This is a genomic window from Listeria weihenstephanensis, from assembly GCF_003534205.1.
GTDB classification, from domain to species: domain Bacteria; phylum Bacillota; class Bacilli; order Lactobacillales; family Listeriaceae; genus Listeria_A; species Listeria_A weihenstephanensis.
The window spans coordinates 692080-711304 of the sequence record NZ_CP011102.1; the positions used below are offsets into that span (position 1 = coordinate 692080).

Here is a 19225-nt window from a genome sequence, read left to right on the forward strand (position 1 = left end):
TAGTCCCTTAAAAAAATTATTAATGCCTTACTACTGTATCATTTTCCAGCTTTTTTGTCAGCTTTTCCAGCATATCTTTTGTCATACGGTCTAGGTCGTATTGCGGATCAAAATCCCATTCGTTTCTAGCACACGTGGTATCAAGCGAATCTGGCCATGAATCGGCAATGGTTTGACGAACTGGATCAACATCATATTTCATTTCAAATTCAGGAATAAATTTACGAATGGAAGCTGCAATTTCTTCTGGCTCGAAGCTCATCGCGGTAATATTAAAGGCGTTGCGATGTACTAAACGGCTTGGATCCGCTTTCATCAATTTGATGATGGCATCGATCGCATCAGGCATATACATCATATCCATGCGTGTTCCTTTATCGATGAACGAGGTGTAGCTTTTATTTTTAAGTGCTTCGTAATAAATATCTACGGCATAATCGGTTGTACCGCCACCTGGTAATGTTTTATAGGAAATCAAGCCTGGGAAACGGACGCCGCGTGTATCTACGCCAAATTTTTGGAAGTAGTAGTCGCATAAGAGCTCGCCGCTGACTTTGGTAACGCCGTACATGGTGGTTGGTCGTTGCAAGGTGTCTTGTGGCGTGTTCTCAGCTGGTGTACCTGGTCCAAATGAGCCGATAGAGCTTGGTGTGAAGAATTTCAAGTTAAGTTCGCGTGCGACCTCGAGGGCATTGACTAAGCCGCCCATGTTGAGGCTCCAAGCAAGTTGTGGTTTTTCTTCGGCTACAGCAGAAAGTAAAGCTGCTAAATGGATAATGGTGTCGACTTCGTATTCGCGTGCGATATCCATCATCTTATCTTTATCGGTTACATCTAAAATTTCGAAGGGACCGCTTTCAATGACTTCGTTGCCAGCGATACGGCGAATGTCTGTTGCAATGACACTGTCCGTGCCGTTTTCTTCGCGAAGGCGCATCGTTAATTCAGAACCAATTTGACCGAGACAACCTGTTATAAGTACTTTTTTCATTTTAAAAACCTCCATTGGATTAGAAATTCTATTTTTTTATATTGCGTTGCATTCATGGTATAATTAAGTTTGGTGTTAGATAGAGAGATTTGCTGGGTGAACATTGAGACGAATGTGATCGCAGCTTCTTTCTTCTAGCTTAATTACTGAATATAATGCTTATTCTAAATTAAATGACTTGCAATTCCTTGCCGACTTTTTCGTAGACAGCGAGTACTTCGTCGAGCATTTCTTTTGTATGTGCTGCTGTTGGCATGTTACGAACGCGTCCAGTACCTTTTGGAACGGTAGGGAAGACGATTGATTTGGCGTATACTCCTTCTTCTAGTAAGCGACGGGAGAAACGTTGCGTTAGGTTTTCATCGCCAATGATGCAAGGTGTGATTGGGGTTTCGGAATGCCCGATATCAAAGCCAAGTTTGGATAATCCAGCTTTAAGGTAAGTGCCGTTTTCCCATAGTGTTTCCATTCGTGATGGATCGCTTTCCATGATGTCGATGGCTTCTATACATGCGGCTGCGGTTCCTGGTGTTAGGGATGTGGAGAATAGGAACGGTCTAGCGCGTACTTTGAGCCAGTCGATAAGTTGTTGTGATCCGGCAACGTAACCACCGACAACGCCGATTGCTTTGGATAGTGTGCCCATTTGGAAGTCGATTTTGTCTGACATGCCGAAATGTTTGACGGTTCCTGCACCTTCACCCATAACGCCTGAGCCATGTGCATCATCTACATAAGTAATTAAGCCGAATTCTTCAGCGATAGCAACGATTTCAGGGATTTTGGCAACATCACCATCCATAGAAAAAACGCCATCTGTGATATACATAATTTTTTCGTATAATCCGCTTTCGGTCGCTTCTTTGGCAACGCGGCGAAGATCATCCATATCTTGATGCTTGGCACGCAATACTTTGGCACCTGATAAACGGCATCCGTCAATGATAGAGGCGTGATTTAGTTCGTCGGAAATGATCGCGTCTTTTTTCGTCATGACTGCGGAAATAGCGCCCATGTTACAGTTGAAACCTGATTGGAACGCGATCGCAGCTTCGGTATGTTTGAATTCAGCTAGGCGTGTTTCGAGTTCGTTATGAATCGTCATTGTGCCGTTAATTGTACGAACTGCACCAGCACCAACGCCGTATTGCTCGGTTGCTTCGATGCATTTCTTTTTCAGACGGTCATCGTTGGAGAAGCCTAGGTAGTTATTGGAAGAGAGGTTGATGAGTTCAGCGCCGTTTACTTTGATTTTTGCGCCGTTTGGACCTTCCACAGTATCGATTGTGTTATAAAGTCCTTGATCTCGTAAAGCTTGTAGTTGTGGTTCTAGAAAGTCGTTTAAAACTTTGTTTGTCATGTTAGAGATTCCTCCTAAAAAATTTTTATATATTATCACGCGCGACCTTGAACCGGATGGGGTTGGCTAAGGTCAGGCGCGGTAATGACAAAATGAGATTAGAAACCAAGCGAGCGATCTGTCACCATGTGGTTGATATTTTTCTGCTCTAAAAATTCTTGAAGTATGGAGAGGATCAGATTTTTAATTTTTTCTGGGTTGCCCGATTCAATCATGGAAGTTGCGATTTCGTCTTCGGTGAGCATCGTGATCAAATACGTGAATATCTCGATTTCTTCGCTGGTTAATGTGCTTGGAAGCAAGAATACGAGAATGTTTGTGATGTTGGTCTTACCTTCTAATGCGATGTGCATTTCTAGGTTATGCTTCGAGTTGAAGACATGAATAGACGCGGTTTTGACGTCGGTATTGATGAGAAACATGGCCGTATTTGTTCCGCAGGCCAAGACTTTACCCTGGTTTTCGTGTTGATTTAGTTCGTGATAAAGTTTGTCCGCGGTGAGGTCGTTTTTTTGAGCGATTTCATGGCTAAAGCCGCGTAGATTATCTTCTAAATTCCGAGTCATCACGCTACTCGTTGTGAAATATGTTTTTTGGATGAGTGCAATAATTAAATTATAATAGGTTTGCATCGCGGTTAAACTCGATAAAGCTGTCTCAAAATCGTTTGTTGCGACGACATCCATTGGGAAAGTATCATTTTGCTTCCGATTCGCGATTTTTTCGAGCTTTTTATTGATAGCGTTGATTTCATTGTCTGTGAAAAAAATACTGATAAATTGATAATCCTGTGTGAAATTCTCTAAATGTGAGGTGGATAGAATCATATCGTATTTTTCTAGATTGCTTTCCTTCATAAGGTCGATCGGTGTGATAAATTTCATCTTTTTTAATTTAGGTAAGCGCTTCCGAAATCTTGCCTGTAGCCAAGTATTGATGCCACTGCTGCGCGAGGTCACGATTAGCGCGCTGTACGGTCTCATGTTTTCGGAATGGATAATCGCTGCTTCGAAATGAAGGACGATAAAACCGGTTTCCTCTTCTGGTATTTGTTTAAAAGGATAGACATCGCACGCTGCTGTATGAACGATTTGAAAGAGATCTGGGAACTCCGCTTTGATCATTTCAAGCAGGGGATTGCTCATCGGCATGTTTTTCTTCAATCGAATGATGGAATACTGGATATGTTCGGTGAGTCCTTTTAAAACATTGATTTGAGATAAAGGTGTATCGATTTCTTTGGCGACGCGAGAGATGAGTTTCTTCGCAATTCGGATAGCCTGAACCTTCTCGTTACGGTAGAAAACATCTTGTCCTTTACGGATTTCTGATTCGAGTACGAGCATGGTCAGCTCTGCGATTTCACTTTCTGGAATCTCGGTCATATCTGGCAAACAGTCGCGCAAAATACGTTCGGCGATATCGAATTCAGGGTATTCTTGAAGGAACACATGGTTGCCGTCACTTTTTGCGATGATTTTCCCCTTTGGAATTTGCTGAATCGTAATCATGAGGTAAATGAGCAAGTTTATGTAGGAATCGTTGCTAATCTCATAGGAGAGCTTTTTCATCCATTTACTAATAATCGGGTCGCACATTTGTAAAAGGGAGATATCAATGAAGTCTGTAATCCGTTCATCTATCGGGCCACTTTTTTCATCTAGGATATCGCTGAACATCTGGTAAAGCTTGATTTTTGGAACTGTCATTAGAAGTAATTCCCAGAGTAATTCGCGTTTTTCAAGGATAGAGGCTTCAAGTTCGACGCCGATACCGCGCTTTCTTTTAATGTGGATTTTGCCATTCCAGTCTTCTTCAAGTCTCGTCAAATCACTGCTTACAGTAGCAACGGTGACGGATAACTCGTTAGCAAGTGCAATCAATTTTACTGGTTCGGATTCGTTTAAAAGGACACGCAAGATGATTTGCTGCCTTTCAAATGGTGTAAATTCGTTGTTAACGAGCTCCAATATATTTTTTTGAATGCGGTCGCGATGGGCGCTCGTTCCAGTTACGGTAAGCCGGCTACCATGTTTGACCAAGGTGAGTTTGAAGTCTTGCAATGTTTCACCGACTTCTTTTAAATCACGGCGTACCGTTCGTTCGCTGACATCAAGGTACGATGCGAGTTGCGAAATCGAAATGTCGCCGGGTACTGATAAGATTTTCTCTAGAATGATTCGTGAACGTGCAGATAAGTACATTATGTTTCTTCCTTTCGCAGAAATTTCCTCCATGAAAGCTGTGACTGCGTTTCATTTTCCTTCGCTGCTTAAAGATTCACCGTACACCCTTATACTATGACTCCGCTTGCATATAAGCAATACAAACAAATAGCTAATTTGTCCAGATTTGAAAATGAAAAGTTGGACAAAGTTATATCAAGCCACAAAATGAGTGCTTTCTTTAGTGTTTGCAGTCGTTGGCGCGCAATGCTTTCCTGGGTTTTGGATCCTAAATCATTTGTGAAATTATTATCAAACTCAATTTGACAGCGTTTCCTTTAGGGTGCTATTCTGTACTCGCAAAGAGAATCTAAAGAAGGACGTGTTCAGGATGAAAATTAGTATCGTAAAAGAAATCAAGGCCGGTGAGGCACGAGTAGGAATGACGCCAGAAAACGTGAAAAGATTAGTGGATCAAGGCAATGTTCTTATAGTAGAACGAGATGCAGGAATTGGTTCTGGATATACGAATCAAGAGTATGTGGACGCTGGCGCAACGCTTGGGGATCAAGCAGAGGCATGGATGGCGGACATGGTCGTTAAGGTGAAAGAGCCGCAAGCATCGGAATATCCATTTTTCAAAAAAGGACAAATCATTTGGGGATTCCTTCATTTAGCCGCTTCGAAACCTTGTGTGGAAGCACTTTTGAAAGCAGGAGCTACAGCCATTGGCGGTGAAACGATTGAAAAGGATGGCGCGCTTCCGTTGTTAAAACCGATGAGCGCGATTGCAGGACGCCGAGCTATTTTCATGGGTGCTTATTATCTGGAAAAACAACATCAAGGCGAAGGAATTTTGTTATCCGGGATTGAAAATATTCCTGCTGGGCAAGTTGTTATTCTTGGTGGTGGAAACGCGGCGATCAATGCGTGTGATATGGCGATTGGGATTGGCTGTAGTGCAACCATTTTAGAGCTTAATCCGGCGCGCATCGAGTATTTAACGGAGCATTACGCAGGCAAAGGGGTGACAATTTTGCCATCGACTACGGAAAATCTTGAGCAAGAAATCAAAAAAGCGGATGTCTTTATCTCGACGATTTTAATACCTGGAGCGAAGCCACCGAAAATCGTGAAGGAATATATGGTCAAAACGATGAAACAAGGTAGTGTTATTGTAGATATCGCGATCGATCAAGGCGGAACGGTGGAAACGATTGAGCATTATACGACGCATGATGATCCGATTTTTATTAAGCACGGTGTGATTCATTATGCGGTTCCAAATATGCCGGGTGCAACGCCGAGAACTTCTACGATGGCGCTGGCGACTGGAAATATCGATTATTTACTCGCGATTGCGGATAAGGGCCTTGATCAAGCGTTACAAGATGACCAGTCTTTAGCAAGTGGACTTAACATCTATCAAAGCAAAATCATGTCAAAAAGTCTTGCCGACACGCTAGGAATGGAACACAGTGAGGTACTCCAATGATGAAAACGGATGAATATGTCAGCGTTTGGGATATTAACAAAGCCAAAGAAGTCCTCCACGACAATGCCCGCAAAACACCGCTTGTAAAATCATTCTACTTAACTAGTGTGACAGAAGCAAATGTTTACTTGAAGTTAGAAAACATGCAATTAACTGGTTCTTTCAAATTTCGCGGTGCTTATAACAAAATTGCTGCGTTAACAACAACGGAGAAAGAACATGGCGTTATCGCGTGTTCGGCTGGAAATCACGCGCAAGGTGTTGCTTTATCGTCTAAATTACTCGGAATTAACAGCAAAATTGTGATGCCAGAAACCGCTCCACAGGCTAAAATTGACGCGACAAGAGGCTATGGATCAGATGTTGTTTTATACGGTCAAACATTTGATGAAGCCAAAGAAAAGTGTATCGAAATTGCCGAAAAAACAGGTCGAACTTTTTTGCATCCGTATGATGATCCAGCGGTTATTGCTGGGCAAGGAACGATTGGGTTAGAGATTTTGGATAGCATGTGGGATGTGGATACTGTCATCGTGCCAATTGGTGGTGGTGGCTTGATATCTGGTATCGCGATTGCACTGAAATCATTTAATCCGAACATCCGCGTCATTGGGGTTCAGGCGGAGAACGTACACGGCATGAAATCCTCTTTTGATGCTGGAGAAATTACGCCGCATTATGAGGCACCAACAATGGCAGATGGTTGCGCGGTCAAAGTACCAGGAGATATCACGTTTTCGATTGTGAAGGAACTTGTCGACGAGATTATCACGGTTTCAGAAACGGAACTCGAACAAGCGATGAAGGACTTATTGCAGCGCGGTAAAGCCGTAGTTGAAGGTGCTGGAGCGCTAAGTACGGCGGCACTTGTTTCGGATAAAATAACAGATTATGTGAAAGGAAAAAATGTGGTCTGCATCATTTCAGGAGGAAACGTCGATTTAGAGCGAATCTCCCAAGTTTGTGAACACTTTTTTTCTAGTGAAATAGTCAAATAATCGCATGACTTTCATTGTAAGTATAGGTGAAAATGAGTATACTTAAGGCGAAGATACTTACAATGAAGGGAGTGAGACAGATGAAGGTACAATGGCAGGTTATTGTTGGTATTATCATTGCTATTTTGATTGTTATTTTTGGAACGACAAATATGGGAACGATTGATGTTCAATTAATGTTCTGGACTGTGAAGTGGCCACTTATTATCGTGATTCTTGGCTCCGTGGTAGCGGGAATGTTGATGGTGTTTTGTTTCAACTACTACAGAACGAGAAAGAGAAAAAAGAGCACGAAGGCTACAGCAAAATAGAAGACTCATAAAAAATCTCCAAAGGTATGTACGCAACCTTTGGAGATTGTTGTTTTATTTTGGAATTTTACGATGGAACTGTTGATGCGATTCTTGCACTTGTTGGTGTGGTTTCCCGTGTGTTTTTTCGGCGAACGGCTTTTTCTCTTTGTCATGTGGAAGAGCGTCACTGATTTTCGGTGTTTTGATCGCTTGTGAGGTCTGACTATTTTTTGAATTGGTCATTTTTAAAAACCTCCTTTCTTGTCCTTTCCCCAAAAAAGTAAATTAAAACACTAGTTAATGAGGTGAAATATTCTTGGTTATGGCCATTGCTCAAATTAAAACATGCTATTGACAAGCGGAAGTGTATCTATTAGAATAGGTTTTATAAACGATAATGAAAATCATTCTCATTTATAAAAGGCGGGTGATTGTTTGAAGAGAGCGATACTTATTGTTGTTTTTATCATTCTGGCGGTGCTTTCGGTTTTTGTCGGGGTACATAAGATTTCGATCCTACATATTTTTTCTTTGACGCAAGAACAGTGGGATATTATTTGGATAAGTCGGATTCCTAGATTGATTAGCATTATTCTGGCAGGTGCTGGAATCAGTATTTGTGGGATGATTATGCAAAGTTTAACACAGAATAAATTCGTTTCACCGACAACGGCTGGGACGATGGATGCGGCTAGACTCGGAATTTTGGTATCATTACTTATTTTTACAACGGCAAGTCCACTCGTTAAAATGGGCGTGGCATTCTTATTTGCGCTATTGGGAACGTTTATTTTCATGCAAATATTGGAACGAATTCCATTTAAGGATACGATATTTATTCCACTTGTTGGCTTGATGTTTGGTGGGATACTTAGTTCCATTACGACATTTTTTGCATACAAGTTTGACTTGATACAAAATATTTCTTCGTGGTTACAGGGTGATTTTTCGATGGTGTTAAAAGGGCGTTATGAGCTGTTATATATCGCGGTGCCGTTGATTATCATTGCTTATGTATACGCGAATCAGTTTACGGTGGCTGGTATGGGCGAGACGTTTTCGCGGAATTTAGGGCTTTCTTATAAGGCGATCATGCGTATTGGCCTGGTGATTGTGGCTTTTATTACAGCATCGGTTGTGCTTACAGTCGGAATGATCCCTTTTCTTGGTTTAATTGTACCGAACATTGTGTCGATTTATCGCGGGGATAATATTAAGAAAACGTTATTTGATACGGCAGTTTTCGGCGCGACGTTCTTGCTGTTTTGTGATGTGCTTGGCCGCGTGATAATTTATCCGTATGAAATTTCGATTAGTTTGATGGTCGGCATTATTGGCAGCGCGATTTTTATTTATCTGCTGATGAGGAGAAAAGCCTATGCGTAAAAATTGGATTTTAGCGGGTATTGTTGTTGTTTTGATGGCTTGTTATTTGTTTTTATTCATGGGTGGAAGTCCTGCTTTTGCGCTGGAATTGAGGTCGACGAGGTTGATCGCGATCGTGTTTACAGGTGTTGCGATTGCGATTTCAACGGTAGTATTTCAGACGATCACGCAAAATAAAATATTGACGCCGTCGATTATGGGGCTGGATTCGCTATATATGTTACTGCAAACGTCTCTTGTTTTCATCTTCGGTTCGCAGGCATTGATGCGAGCTGGGAGCGGTCAGTGGAACTTCTTTTTATCGGTCATTTTGATGATGGGCTTTTCGGTTCTTTTGTATCGATTGATGTTTAAGGGGAACGGACGCAATATTTATTTTCTGCTTCTGGTCGGAATTGTTTGTGGCACGTTTTTCTCGAGTATTTCATCGTTTATGGAAATGTTGATTGACCCGAATGAATTCCAGATTGTGCAGGATAAGATGTTTGCTAGTTTTAATAACGTCAATTCTTCTATTTTAGTGGTGGCAATTGTTGTTTTTGCGGTGGCGATGTTGTATTTAATGAAATTTGTGAAGTATTTGGATGTGTTGGCTTTGGGGAAAGATCATGCGGTGAATTTGGGTGTTCCTTATAATAAAATTGTGATGCAACTGTTGCTTATTATTGTGGTGCTCGTTTCTGTGGCGACGGCGCTTGTTGGACCGATCACGTTTCTTGGCTTGATTGTAGCGAATGTGGCGTATCAGTTTTTAAAGACGCATCGGCATGTAGAACTGCTGATTGGAGCGAGTCTGATTAGTTTGATCGCGCTTGTTGGTGGGCAATTGTTAGCGGAGCGGATTTTCCATTTTGATACGCCGATTAGTGTGATTATTAATTTATGCGGTGGCGTTTATTTCTTGTATTTGCTTTTGAAAGGAGCCAAATTATGATTGAGGTACGAAATTTACAAAAAAATTATGGCGCAAAATCGGTGCTTCGTGATGTTGATTTGGTGATTCCTAAAAAGCAGATTGTGTCCTTTATTGGCGCGAATGGTGCTGGGAAAAGTACGCTGCTTTCCATTATTGCGCGTTTGATGAAAGCGGATAGTGGTGAAATTTTGATCGATGACGTTGCGCTTGGTGATTGGAAGTCGGATGATTTGGCGAAACGTTTGTCGATTTTGAAGCAGAGTAATCATGTGACGATGCGTTTGACCGTGCGGGATTTGGTGGCATTTGGACGTTTTCCGCATTCGAAAGGGCGACTGCAAAAGGAAGATGAGGCGTTTATCGAGATGGCGCTTGCGTACATGGAGTTGCAGGAGTTGGCGCCGCGGTATTTGGATGAACTGAGTGGTGGTCAGCAGCAGCGAGCTTATATTGCGATGATTATTGCGCAGAATACGGATTATGTGTTGCTGGATGAGCCGCTGAATAATTTGGATATGAAGCATTCGGTGCAAATTATGCAGTTGTTGCGGCGTTTGGTGGATGAGCTGGGCAAGACGGTATTGCTCGTTTTGCATGATATTAATTTTGCGTCGTGTTATTCGGATTCGATTGTGGCGCTTAAGGATGGCGCGGTCGTTGCGCACGGTAGTACAGCGGATATGATTAAGGAAGAGGTTTTAGAGCAAGTTTTTGATATGCATATTCCGATTTCGCTGATTAATAATGATCGCATAGGTGTGTATTTTAAATAAAGGAGGTGAGGGCGCGAAACGGTTGATGTGAAAGAGAACGATAGCTTCAAAAATAGATAAATAAGGGTGGTTAAAGTAGATGAAGAAATTACTAATGGTTGCAATGTTGATGCTTTTGGCAGTATTTGCAGTTGCTTGTGGCGCGGATGAGAAGACGAAAGCGGACGAGGAAAAAACGGTGGATGCGTTGACGGTGAAGCACGAACTTGGAGAAACGAAAGTAAAGCAAAATCCTGAAAAAGTAGTTGTTTTTGACTTCGGGACGTTAGATACGTTGCAAGCACTTGGTTTGACTAAAAATGTTGCAGGACTTCCAAAACAATCTTTACCGAAATACTTGGATGCTTTTGCTGATGATAAATACGCGGATCTTGGCGGTTTAAAAGAACCTGATTTTGAAAAAATAAACGAAGCGGCACCAGATTTAAACATTATTTCTGGTCGCCAATCCGATTCTTATGATAAATTTTCTGATATAGCACCGACGATTTACCAAGGTGTGGATGCGAAGGATTACATGCAGTCATTTCAGACGAACGTGAATACAGTCGCTAGCCTTTTTGGGAAAGAAGACGAGGCGAAGAAGCAGTTGGACGCAATTGACAAACAAGTTACGGACGTAAAAGCAAGCGTTCCTGCTGGGAAAACTGGCTTGATCATCCTTGCAAATGACGGAAAAATGAGCGCGTACGGCCCTGGTTCACGTTTTGGATTAATTCATGACGTACTTGGTGTGACGCCAGCTGACCCTAATATTGAAGCGTCGACACATGGTCAAAGTATTTCTTCGGAGTATATTGCCGAGAAGAACCCTGATTACTTGTATGTCGTTGATCGTGGCGCGGCAATTGGCGGGGAATCATCTGCTAAATCTGTCGTGGAGAACGACTTGGTGAAGAAGACAAATGCTTATAAAGACGGCCATATTGTTTATTTGAATCCCGAGTATTGGTACCTATCTGGCGGTGGACTTGAGTCTGTTTCTGAGATGGTAAAAGAGGTTGGCGATAGCTTGAAATAAAGATCAGCGTGCCGACAAATACGCATCTCCGTCGTTAAAGTCTGTGCTCCGGTGCTCGACTTTTCCTAGGATCTAAGCATTTGTCGGCACGCTGAGGTTTAGCGGAGTATCAAAAAGCGCAGCGATTTCGTGTGAAAACGAGGTCGCTGCGCTTTTTTAATGTTGGTATTCTTCTTTTAAAATGGAATAATGGGCATCGTCTACGAATTCTTTTTTGACAAAGCGATTTTTGCGTAGCGTGCCTTCGTATGTCATGCCTAAGCGTTTCATCACATTTCCAGACGCGGGATTGCGAACGTCGTGCAAACTGGTAACGCGTTCTAGCTCGAGGATTTTAAAAGCAAGATCAAGCATCGCAAAACCTGCTTCGGTCATGTAACCGTTGCCCCAGTAACTTTTATTCAGCGCGTAGCCAAGGAAGCCACTTTTGTTCAGCTGATCCACGCGAATATCGATGGTGCCAATAAACGCGCTCGTTTCAGCGATTTCAATCCCATATTTCCCAATCGGAGCGGCAATGAAAAATTCGGCGATGCTCTGACGGGTCGTATCGATGGTTTGGTGTGTATCGAAAACAAAGCGCGTGGTTTCTTCATCAGAAGCATAATCGAACATCGCTTTTGCATCAGCAAACGTGATTGGACGCAAGATGAGCCGCTCGGTTTTGATGATTTGATTTTCTGCGAGTAAGTAGGTGTAGCTTTCCATTTTTCTTCACTCCTTTTTGGGTATTCTAGCACATTTATAGCAGCAATAAAAGTCTAGATTGAAAGTTTTTTAGGATGTGTTATGATGAAACTATCATTTAGGAATAGGGAGGCTTTTCCATGTTAAAAGAAAAACTTGAAAAATTGGTGCAACCGGAAATTGTAAATCAGATTCTTGCGACGGAAAAAGAACGTATTTTGTTGTTTTGTGAAGAGGATGGGAAGTTAGATTTGACGGTTAGTAAGGCCGGTGGACGTGGCTACGTGCCGAAGTCTATGGAATATCCGCGGAATAAAGATGGCGGGCCGCTTAGTTTATTGGCTCAGATTAATTTTTCAGAGATGCCTCATTTGGGAGATTTTCCGAAAACGGGATTGTTAGCGTTTTATATTGATTATTTTGATGATTTGACTGGGCTTGATTTTGATGATCAGACGAGTCCGAATGGTTTCCGCGTTTTGTATTTCGAAAAGGTGGATGAGGCTAGTTATTCTGCTGAGGAGCAGGATAAATGGTTTGAGTCGGTGAATGAGGAGTTTTATCCGATTGTGGATGGTCAATTTCGTTTGCGTGGGGAAGTCGTGAAGCAAGTGGCTTTGAAAGAAAGTTATGATTTTGAGCAGGCATATGGCGGTGAGTTTTATGATGTGCTTGATGCGTGGACTGGTGAGGATGAAGGAAAGATGGATGCACTATTTGAATTGGATTGTAGCAGTAGTCAGCTTGGCGGTTATCCGTTTTTCACGCAACAAGATCCACGGCTTGGTGATGAGAAGTCACATCACGACACGTTGTTATTTCAGTTGGATTCAGAAGAAGGTATTATGTGGGGCGATATGGGTGTCGGGAATTTCTTTATTAACCGAGAAGATTTGAAGCGTAAAGATTTCTCGAATGTGTTATATAACTGGGATTGTTATTGATTTTGAGGAAATTTCGGGGTGTTTGTTGTTTCTGTATTGGTGCCCATTTTAGTGTAGGAGGCAAGTAAATGATCTCCAAAAGATGGGCAGTAATAGTTTCCATAGGAAAGCAGTGATGTAGATGATTAAGATTACAATTTTACTAGCTGAACTAATTTCATAACTCCTAAGCCTTGCGGCTCAAGAGATTTAAAGCAATAAAAAAGAGGAACCTCCCCATTTTTGATATAATGTTAGGTGCGAGCCAAACAAAATCAAAAAGGAGTGATCCCTCATGGCTATTATACACCAACCAACGTTATTTGACATGGAAACTTTATTAACACTAGAACCAATGAAACGATACAGTGAAATTTTCTCCCCATTACCGCTCGTAAAGATCGTACGGTTATTTGATAAACCTACTCGCATGGGAAGACCCTTGAGCCTCAACTATGAAGCGACGTTCAAAGCGCTTGTGATTCGTTATGTAGAAGGCATTCCAACAATCAAAGCACTTGTAAAGCGTTTAAATGAAGATCTTATGTTTAAGATGAATCTTGGATTTCTATACTCGGAGCGTGTACCATCAGAAGCTTCTTTTTCTCGTTTCACACATGTGTTATCGCAACATGTAGATGTCCTTCAAACAGTAAATCATGTGTTACTGGAACAAATCGATGCCATAAATGGCTTATTTTCAGAGCAATTAGCGATAGATGCGACGCATTTCTCCGCACATGATAAAGCGCATAAATCAGAAAATGCTTATCATAATATTCGAAAATAAGCATTTTCTGTATTCACCTATTATTTGTTAGGTATATTGTGGAGTTTGTCATAATTAAAGCAGTACTTTCTAACTCTTGTCAAAACATAGTTTTAATGTATAGTATGATTAGTTTGAAAATTGAGTTATAAAGATAATGTGTTACTTCAGTTTTTTATAAATTTTGCTTAAACAAAAAATCATGATTCCGATTCCAACAAATAATAAAAGTCTGATTATTGTGAAAAAAACATCACCAGTTGACATGTTATCCCTACTTTCTTTATTTTTATACTATTATCATATTATAGAAACAAAATAAAAACAACAAGATGGGGGAATAAAATGATGAAAATGATGAAAAAAGGCAGTCTAGTTTTAGGTTTTGCAACAATTATAGGAATTTCTGGACTCTTTATTAGTTCACCTGCACAGGCTAGTGAACAAGAAGAAAGACAAGATATAATAGAAACGCTTATTTCGAATGGAGTAGACGAACAAAAAGTAGATGAACTAGCGGATAAAGTTGTTTCTGGTGAAGTATCAGAAGCAGATGAAGCAATTGAGAGCAGCGATGGAGAAATAAGCGCTAGTGATACAGAAGGAAGAATTTATGAAGAATTTGAAGATGGTTCGTTTTACGAACTTTCGTTAGAGGAAGTACCTACAATTGCGCCACGTCTATCCACTACATGGGAAAGTGGAACACAACAGTTTAGGACTATCAAAGTTTCTCATACAACAGTTTGGGGAACATCAAGATTTTATGTTCAGATTAACTTTCCATTAATGGGTTATAGCTCCATCACGAAAGCATATAATTGGTATTATCTAGGTGCTGTGACCGGTGTGGACTACCGAGGCATTTATAGAAAAAATGAAACGGGATCTTTGGCAGCTGTTGCCATGCAAAAGCTTAGTATAGGGATATCTGGACTTAGTTACTTAGCAAAATTGGAGTTTAGAATGAAGAGTGGTAAATATTCAGCAGTTTATAATCGATTTGTCTGTAAAAAATATACAAAATCAAGAAAATGCTTTTCATCGATTATGATGAAAGGCATTTTCTATGTGTCTAAATATCAAGATGTATAGGCTCACTTCATCGGCCAGGAGTTTTCGATTTCTTGGTCTGTTTTTGTGCTTGAACTAATTTCATAACGCCTAAGCCTTGCGGCTCAAGAGATTTAAAGCAACAAAAAAAGAGGAACCTCCCCATCGTACTCGTAAAAGTCGTGCGTTTATTTGATAAAGCTACTCGTAAGAGAAGACCTATTAGCCTTAACTATGAAGCGACTTTTAAAGCGCTTGTCATTCGCTATGTGGAAGGCATTCCAAGGATTAAGGCACTCGTGAAACAGTTGATAGTATTCAATATTAAAGACTCCTATTCAACAATTTCATATCCGACTATATCCAATAATGATAAAATGTAGTGATGGGCCAATAAGGAAATATGTTTTGGATAGGTAAAAGTGAGTATCACATAATGGCATTGTGGGAGATTGAAAATAAAAAATCGAATCTAACAAAATGGACTTATGTTAGATTCATAAAGAGGTTCATTTTAGTTGGCGCCGCTTATACATATACGGATACTCATAGAAGTACATGAGGACTTTGTCGAAGATTGATTCAAAACCTAGCATCACATCGTTAAAAATATTCGATTTGGATCATGGAACGAATTTGTAAAAGCAGCAAGCATACTTTAATGTGATAGAGCTCCAAATAAAAAAGCACTTCGTTTCCTCCAAATAGGAGTCCTAGAAGCGCTAGTTGTCAAGCAGAGCATAAGTACGCTCTTTTTATATTTATCAGTTTCAGTCGGTTATTTCCTTTTGTTTCTTGTAATTTCGGTAGCTGATTACTGTCATCAGTATGAAATATATCATAGCTCCTAATGACAAGATGATGAGGCTTTTATCTGCTTTTGTAAATGTCATATAGATGAAAAATGAAAAAAATATAATACTTCCGAATGAGTGTATAATTAATGGAAAACGCATGTAATTTATCCCCTTATTTTAAAGATTACGGTATAATGTTATTGTATCATAAATAATTATAAGGTCGGTTTTTTTTGAAAAAGAGAGAGATTATTTCTATATTTATGGCAGGAAGTTTGTTTTTAAGTACAGTTTCACCTACTTTCGTTAGTGCAAATGAATTACCAGCAGGAGATTCAAATCGGATAGATGGTGAAGCGGTTTCTATTATGGTTAGATCGAATGTTCCAGTGGATAATTCTGGAGTTACAGCGCCGACTGCGAGTGCTGGTCATTATTTATATAGTTCTAAGCTAACTAAAAAGGCGATTGTATATCAAAATAGGGAACAAGCTGTCAATGCTATAGGAGCTGTTGTTGCAGGATTGGCAACTGGATATGGAGGGTTACCAAACGTGGCTACTGCTATTAGTATTTTGGGTGGCGGTGGTGCCATTACTCAGTTGATATCTGGAAAAGTAGGAGCGCAGTTTCCTGTTCAAGTTGGTACTCATGTCTATTTGGCTGATTCTAAACATAGGACGCAGACATATGCTGGATATAGACTTGTAATTGTTAAAAATGCGAATACAGGTAAAACTATTAAAAGTAGTAAATATCTTATTGCTAAAACAGGTGTTTAATATTTAAAATAAGAAGTGTCAAGTCAATCAAAAAGTAAGCGGATTGATATTGATTTTAAGGAAGTTTAGGGGCGTGTGTTGCTCTAAGCTTCTTTTTTACGCTGCCAAAACCTTAACATTTCTTTAAAAAATTTTTAGTAAGCCTTGATTGTTGGATGGTATGCTAGGAACTAGAAAGAAAGACGAGGAGGAGATAGGATGAAAAAGTTAACGATTTGGACGGTTTTGCCAGTGCTATCCCTTTGTGCGGCGGTCATGATGTACTACATTTGGTTTCAAGGATGGTTGCAATTTTATTTGAGAGATGTGATGGAAGTGGTGGATCACATGGGATATATAACGGTGGGTGTGACGGCGTTAATGCTTTATTTAAGCGCTGTGCAGCTCGTCAATTGGAAAATTAATAAGTCGCTGCTCGTTTTGATATATGTGATTTATTTTGGTGTTATGATTGGGCTTCTTTTTGGAAAAGCGTCTGGTGCGCAAGGATTTTCAACGGATACGTTTGGTTTTGTGGATACGTTTATTTCGGGGAACTTGCGAGTGATTACGATTGGAAATGTGCTTGCTTTTGTACCGATTGGTTTCTTGATGAAGAAATTATCACCCCTGATGGCGTTGTCTTCAGCGGGAATTATGATTTTTATCGTGGAAGGGTTGCAATATGCGCTACATGTAGGGTATTTTGATACGGGAGACGTCTTTTTGAATGTATCTGGAATTATGATTGGGTACGTGATGATCCGTATTTTTTCAAGTTCGCATAAACATATAATAGAACAGAAATGAGTGGACCGGGATGAATTTGTGGAAAAAAGTGATTTTGGCATTAGTGGGAATTGGCGTGGTGTATGTCGGCATCGTGCTCGGCTTTATGTACAGTGGGGTGCGGGCAGAACCAGCGTCAAACCCGGATACGATTCTTATTTTAGGTTCAAAAGTAGTCGACAATCCGGCCCGGCCAATGCCTGTTTTGCGGGAACGATTGGACGCGGCGATTCCGTTTATTGAGAAGCACGAATCGGCGAAAGTGGTCGTGTCGGGTGGTCAAGGTGAGGATGAATCGGCGTCGGAGGCAAGTGTGATGAAAGAATACTTAGTAGCGCACGGCATTGCAGCTTCGCGGATTGAAATGGAGGATAAATCAATGCGTACCGAGGAAAATTTAGCGAATAGTAACGCGAAATTTGCGCTTGGAAAAACGGTCATCGTGACGAGTGATTATCATCTGTATCGCGCACTGATGCTAGCTTCACGTCAAAATATCGATGCGACAGGGTTACCTGCTAAAACGCAGACTGGAGCGCTTTTCAAAGGTGTGCCTCGTGAAGTTTTATCGATAACGTATGCGTGGGTTTTTGATTGGTAGAATTTTTTTGAGAAAGCTGTTGACATTCACGTTACGTCAAGGTGTAAAGTAGAGTCATCAAGGAGGCGAACGACGATGGAATATACGGTTCAAAAGTTAGGACAGCTTGCAGGAGTAAGTACGAGGACATTGCGTTATTATGATGAAATTGGGATTCTCAAGCCGGCGAGAATTAATACATCGGGATATCGCATTTACGGGCAAATAGAAGTGGACCGATTGCAACAGATCCTGTTTTACCGCGAGATGAACGTGCCTTTAGAAAAAATCAAGGCGATACTAGAAGAACCTGATTTTGACGAGGCCGCAGCGCTAAAAAAACATCGTAACGAGCTACTTGATAAACGAAAACAACTAGACGAACTGATTCGCAATGTGGAGAAATCGATCGCGTATTCAGAAAGGGGAATTACGATGACGGATAAAGAAAAATTTGAAGGTTTCAAGCAAAAAATGATTGATGATAATGAAGCGAAGTATGCCACGGAAATTCGCGGGAAATATGGCGATGAGACGATTGAGAAGGCCAATGCAAAAGTAAAAGGCATGAGTGAATCTGAGATGGGTCGTGTGAACAAGCTTGGTGAGGATATTTTAGTGAATCTGCAAGCTGCGTATGAAACGAATGATCCTGCAGGCGAACTTGCGCAACGTGTTGCTGCGATGCACAAAGAATGGCTAACGGCGTATTGGGATAGCTATAGCAAAGAGGCGCACGCGGGTCTTGCTCAGATGTATGTCGACGATGAGCGTTTCACGGCCTATTATGATAAAAAACAACCAGGTTCCGCAGCTTTTTTACGTGACGCGATTGTTATTTTCACTAGTAAGTAGGTTAGAAAAACGATATAATGAAGAGAGCTTCCAAACTTTGATGCGGAGGCTCTTTTAATTTTTTCTAGGGGGATTTTCGAATGATAGAAACCGAACGCTTAATTTTCCGCGAATTGGATCAACATGATATTCCGGATTTATGTGAGATATTGCAAGATGAGGTAACGATGACGGCTTATGAGGGTGCTTTTACGGACGAGGAAGTGCAGCGCTGGCTTGCGAAACAGTTGGATAATTATGAACGCTGGGGTTTTGGATTGTGGGCGATTATTCAAAAAAGTACGGGCGATTTTGTTGGGCAAGTTGGCTTGACGTATCAACGTGTGGAGGACGAGGAAGTGCTAGAAATCGGTTATTTGCTGAAGCGTAAATTCTGGCATCAGGGGTTTGCAACGGAGGCGGCGCTTGGATGTAAGCAATATGCGCTGGAAACGCTCGGGGCAAAGACGGTGACGTGTACGATCAGGGATACGAATGTGGCTTCTCAAAAAGTGGCGGAACGTATTGGTATGACGCGACATAAGCGGTATGTGAAGTATTATAAAGGTGTGGATATGCCGCATTATTTGTATTACTAATAAAAGCCGAGACATTGCTACTGATTTTTAGTACA

At 41.0% G+C, this 19225-nt stretch carries 20 protein-coding genes; 15 read left to right on the forward strand and 5 right to left on the reverse strand.

From position 1 onward, the window contains the following. Window positions 1-19 precede the first annotated feature (19 nt). From UE46_RS03350 to UE46_RS03360, 3 genes are all read right to left on the reverse strand, one after another. On the reverse strand, window positions 20-991 hold the full coding sequence (locus UE46_RS03350; protein WP_036063099.1) for an L-threonine 3-dehydrogenase: 972 nt from the start codon (window positions 989-991) through the stop codon (window positions 20-22). Window positions 992-1160: 169 nt separating this feature from the next. After that, window positions 1161-2351 (reverse strand): glycine C-acetyltransferase, encoded by a 1191-nt coding sequence (locus tag UE46_RS03355; RefSeq protein WP_036063097.1) that lies wholly within the window; start codon window positions 2349-2351, stop codon window positions 1161-1163. A gap of 98 nt (window positions 2352-2449) precedes the next feature. Further along, the gene (locus UE46_RS03360) at window positions 2450-4555 is read right to left on the reverse strand and encodes a BglG family transcription antiterminator (RefSeq protein ID WP_118907391.1); all 2106 of its coding nucleotides are present in this window, start codon (window positions 4553-4555) and stop codon (window positions 2450-2452) included. 352 nt (window positions 4556-4907) lie between these two features. Here UE46_RS03360 and ald point away from each other — a divergent pair, with 352 nt between their 5' ends. The 3 genes from ald to UE46_RS03375 all read left to right on the forward strand — a co-directional run bounded on the left by ald (window position 4908) and on the right by UE46_RS03375 (window position 7320). Then, the gene (gene ald, locus UE46_RS03365) at window positions 4908-6011 is read left to right on the forward strand and encodes an alanine dehydrogenase (protein ID WP_036063095.1); all 1104 of its coding nucleotides are present in this window, start codon (window positions 4908-4910) and stop codon (window positions 6009-6011) included. Beyond that, window positions 6011-7009, forward strand: a complete 999-nt coding sequence (gene tdcB / locus UE46_RS03370; protein ID WP_118907800.1) for a bifunctional threonine ammonia-lyase/L-serine ammonia-lyase TdcB — start codon at window positions 6011-6013, stop codon at window positions 7007-7009. Before ald ends, tdcB begins: the two co-directional genes overlap by 1 nt. 80 nt (window positions 7010-7089) lie before the next feature. Further along, window positions 7090-7320, forward strand: coding sequence for a LapA family protein (locus UE46_RS03375; protein ID WP_051493066.1), 231 nt, complete (start codon window positions 7090-7092; stop codon window positions 7318-7320). Window positions 7321-7374: 54 nt separating this feature from the next. Here UE46_RS03375 and UE46_RS16240 read toward each other — a convergent pair whose 3' ends face one another. Next, complete coding sequence (locus tag UE46_RS16240) at window positions 7375-7545, reverse strand: hypothetical protein (protein WP_159103125.1); 171 nt, start codon at window positions 7543-7545, stop codon at window positions 7375-7377. Window positions 7546-7737: 192 nt separating this feature from the next. Here UE46_RS16240 and UE46_RS03380 point away from each other — a divergent pair, with 192 nt between their 5' ends. The 4 genes from UE46_RS03380 to UE46_RS03395 all read left to right on the forward strand — a co-directional run bounded on the left by UE46_RS03380 (window position 7738) and on the right by UE46_RS03395 (window position 11398). After that, window positions 7738-8688 (forward strand): ABC transporter permease, encoded by a 951-nt coding sequence (locus tag UE46_RS03380; RefSeq protein ID WP_036063093.1) that lies wholly within the window; start codon window positions 7738-7740, stop codon window positions 8686-8688. Beyond that, entirely contained in the window at window positions 8681-9622 is a 942-nt protein-coding gene (locus UE46_RS03385) for an iron chelate uptake ABC transporter family permease subunit (RefSeq protein ID WP_118907392.1), read from the forward strand. The genes UE46_RS03380 and UE46_RS03385 overlap by 8 nt, the downstream gene beginning before the upstream one ends. Then, a complete protein-coding gene (locus tag UE46_RS03390; protein WP_036063088.1) occupies window positions 9619-10377 on the forward strand; it encodes an iron ABC transporter ATP-binding protein in 759 nt (252 codons plus the stop codon). Before UE46_RS03385 ends, UE46_RS03390 begins: the two co-directional genes overlap by 4 nt. A gap of 79 nt (window positions 10378-10456) precedes the next feature. After that, a complete protein-coding gene (locus tag UE46_RS03395; protein WP_036063086.1) occupies window positions 10457-11398 on the forward strand; it encodes a siderophore ABC transporter substrate-binding protein in 942 nt (313 codons plus the stop codon). Between the two features lie 156 nt (window positions 11399-11554). On the opposite strand, the gene UE46_RS03400 is transcribed toward UE46_RS03395, so the two are convergent. Beyond that, the gene (locus tag UE46_RS03400) at window positions 11555-12106 is read right to left on the reverse strand and encodes a GNAT family N-acetyltransferase (protein WP_036063084.1); all 552 of its coding nucleotides are present in this window, start codon (window positions 12104-12106) and stop codon (window positions 11555-11557) included. A 119-nt stretch (window positions 12107-12225) separates the two neighbouring features. On the opposite strand from UE46_RS03400, the gene UE46_RS03405 reads away from it, so the two are divergent. The 8 genes from UE46_RS03405 to UE46_RS03440 all read left to right on the forward strand — a co-directional run bounded on the left by UE46_RS03405 (window position 12226) and on the right by UE46_RS03440 (window position 19190). Next, the gene (locus UE46_RS03405; protein WP_036063082.1) at window positions 12226-13029 is read left to right on the forward strand and encodes a YwqG family protein; all 804 of its coding nucleotides are present in this window, start codon (window positions 12226-12228) and stop codon (window positions 13027-13029) included. Between the two features lie 274 nt (window positions 13030-13303). Continuing rightward, entirely contained in the window at window positions 13304-13798 is a 495-nt protein-coding gene (locus tag UE46_RS03410; protein ID WP_118907393.1) for a transposase, read from the forward strand. A gap of 324 nt (window positions 13799-14122) precedes the next feature. After that, a complete protein-coding gene (locus tag UE46_RS03415; protein WP_036061405.1) occupies window positions 14123-14872 on the forward strand; it encodes a hypothetical protein in 750 nt (249 codons plus the stop codon). A gap of 988 nt (window positions 14873-15860) precedes the next feature. Next, the gene (locus UE46_RS03420; RefSeq protein ID WP_143812866.1) at window positions 15861-16409 is read left to right on the forward strand and encodes a hypothetical protein; all 549 of its coding nucleotides are present in this window, start codon (window positions 15861-15863) and stop codon (window positions 16407-16409) included. A gap of 198 nt (window positions 16410-16607) precedes the next feature. After that, window positions 16608-17198, forward strand: a complete 591-nt coding sequence (locus UE46_RS03425) for a VanZ family protein (protein WP_036061408.1) — start codon at window positions 16608-16610, stop codon at window positions 17196-17198. Window positions 17199-17208: 10 nt separating this feature from the next. Continuing rightward, entirely contained in the window at window positions 17209-17778 is a 570-nt protein-coding gene (locus tag UE46_RS03430) for a YdcF family protein (RefSeq protein ID WP_036061409.1), read from the forward strand. A gap of 75 nt (window positions 17779-17853) precedes the next feature. Beyond that, window positions 17854-18612 carry a MerR family transcriptional regulator gene (locus tag UE46_RS03435; protein WP_118907395.1) on the forward strand — a complete coding sequence of 253 codons (759 nt, stop codon included), beginning with the start codon at window positions 17854-17856 and terminating at the stop codon, window positions 18610-18612. 80 nt (window positions 18613-18692) lie between these two features. Next, the gene (locus UE46_RS03440) at window positions 18693-19190 is read left to right on the forward strand and encodes a GNAT family N-acetyltransferase (protein WP_036061410.1); all 498 of its coding nucleotides are present in this window, start codon (window positions 18693-18695) and stop codon (window positions 19188-19190) included. Window positions 19191-19225 lie beyond the last annotated feature (35 nt).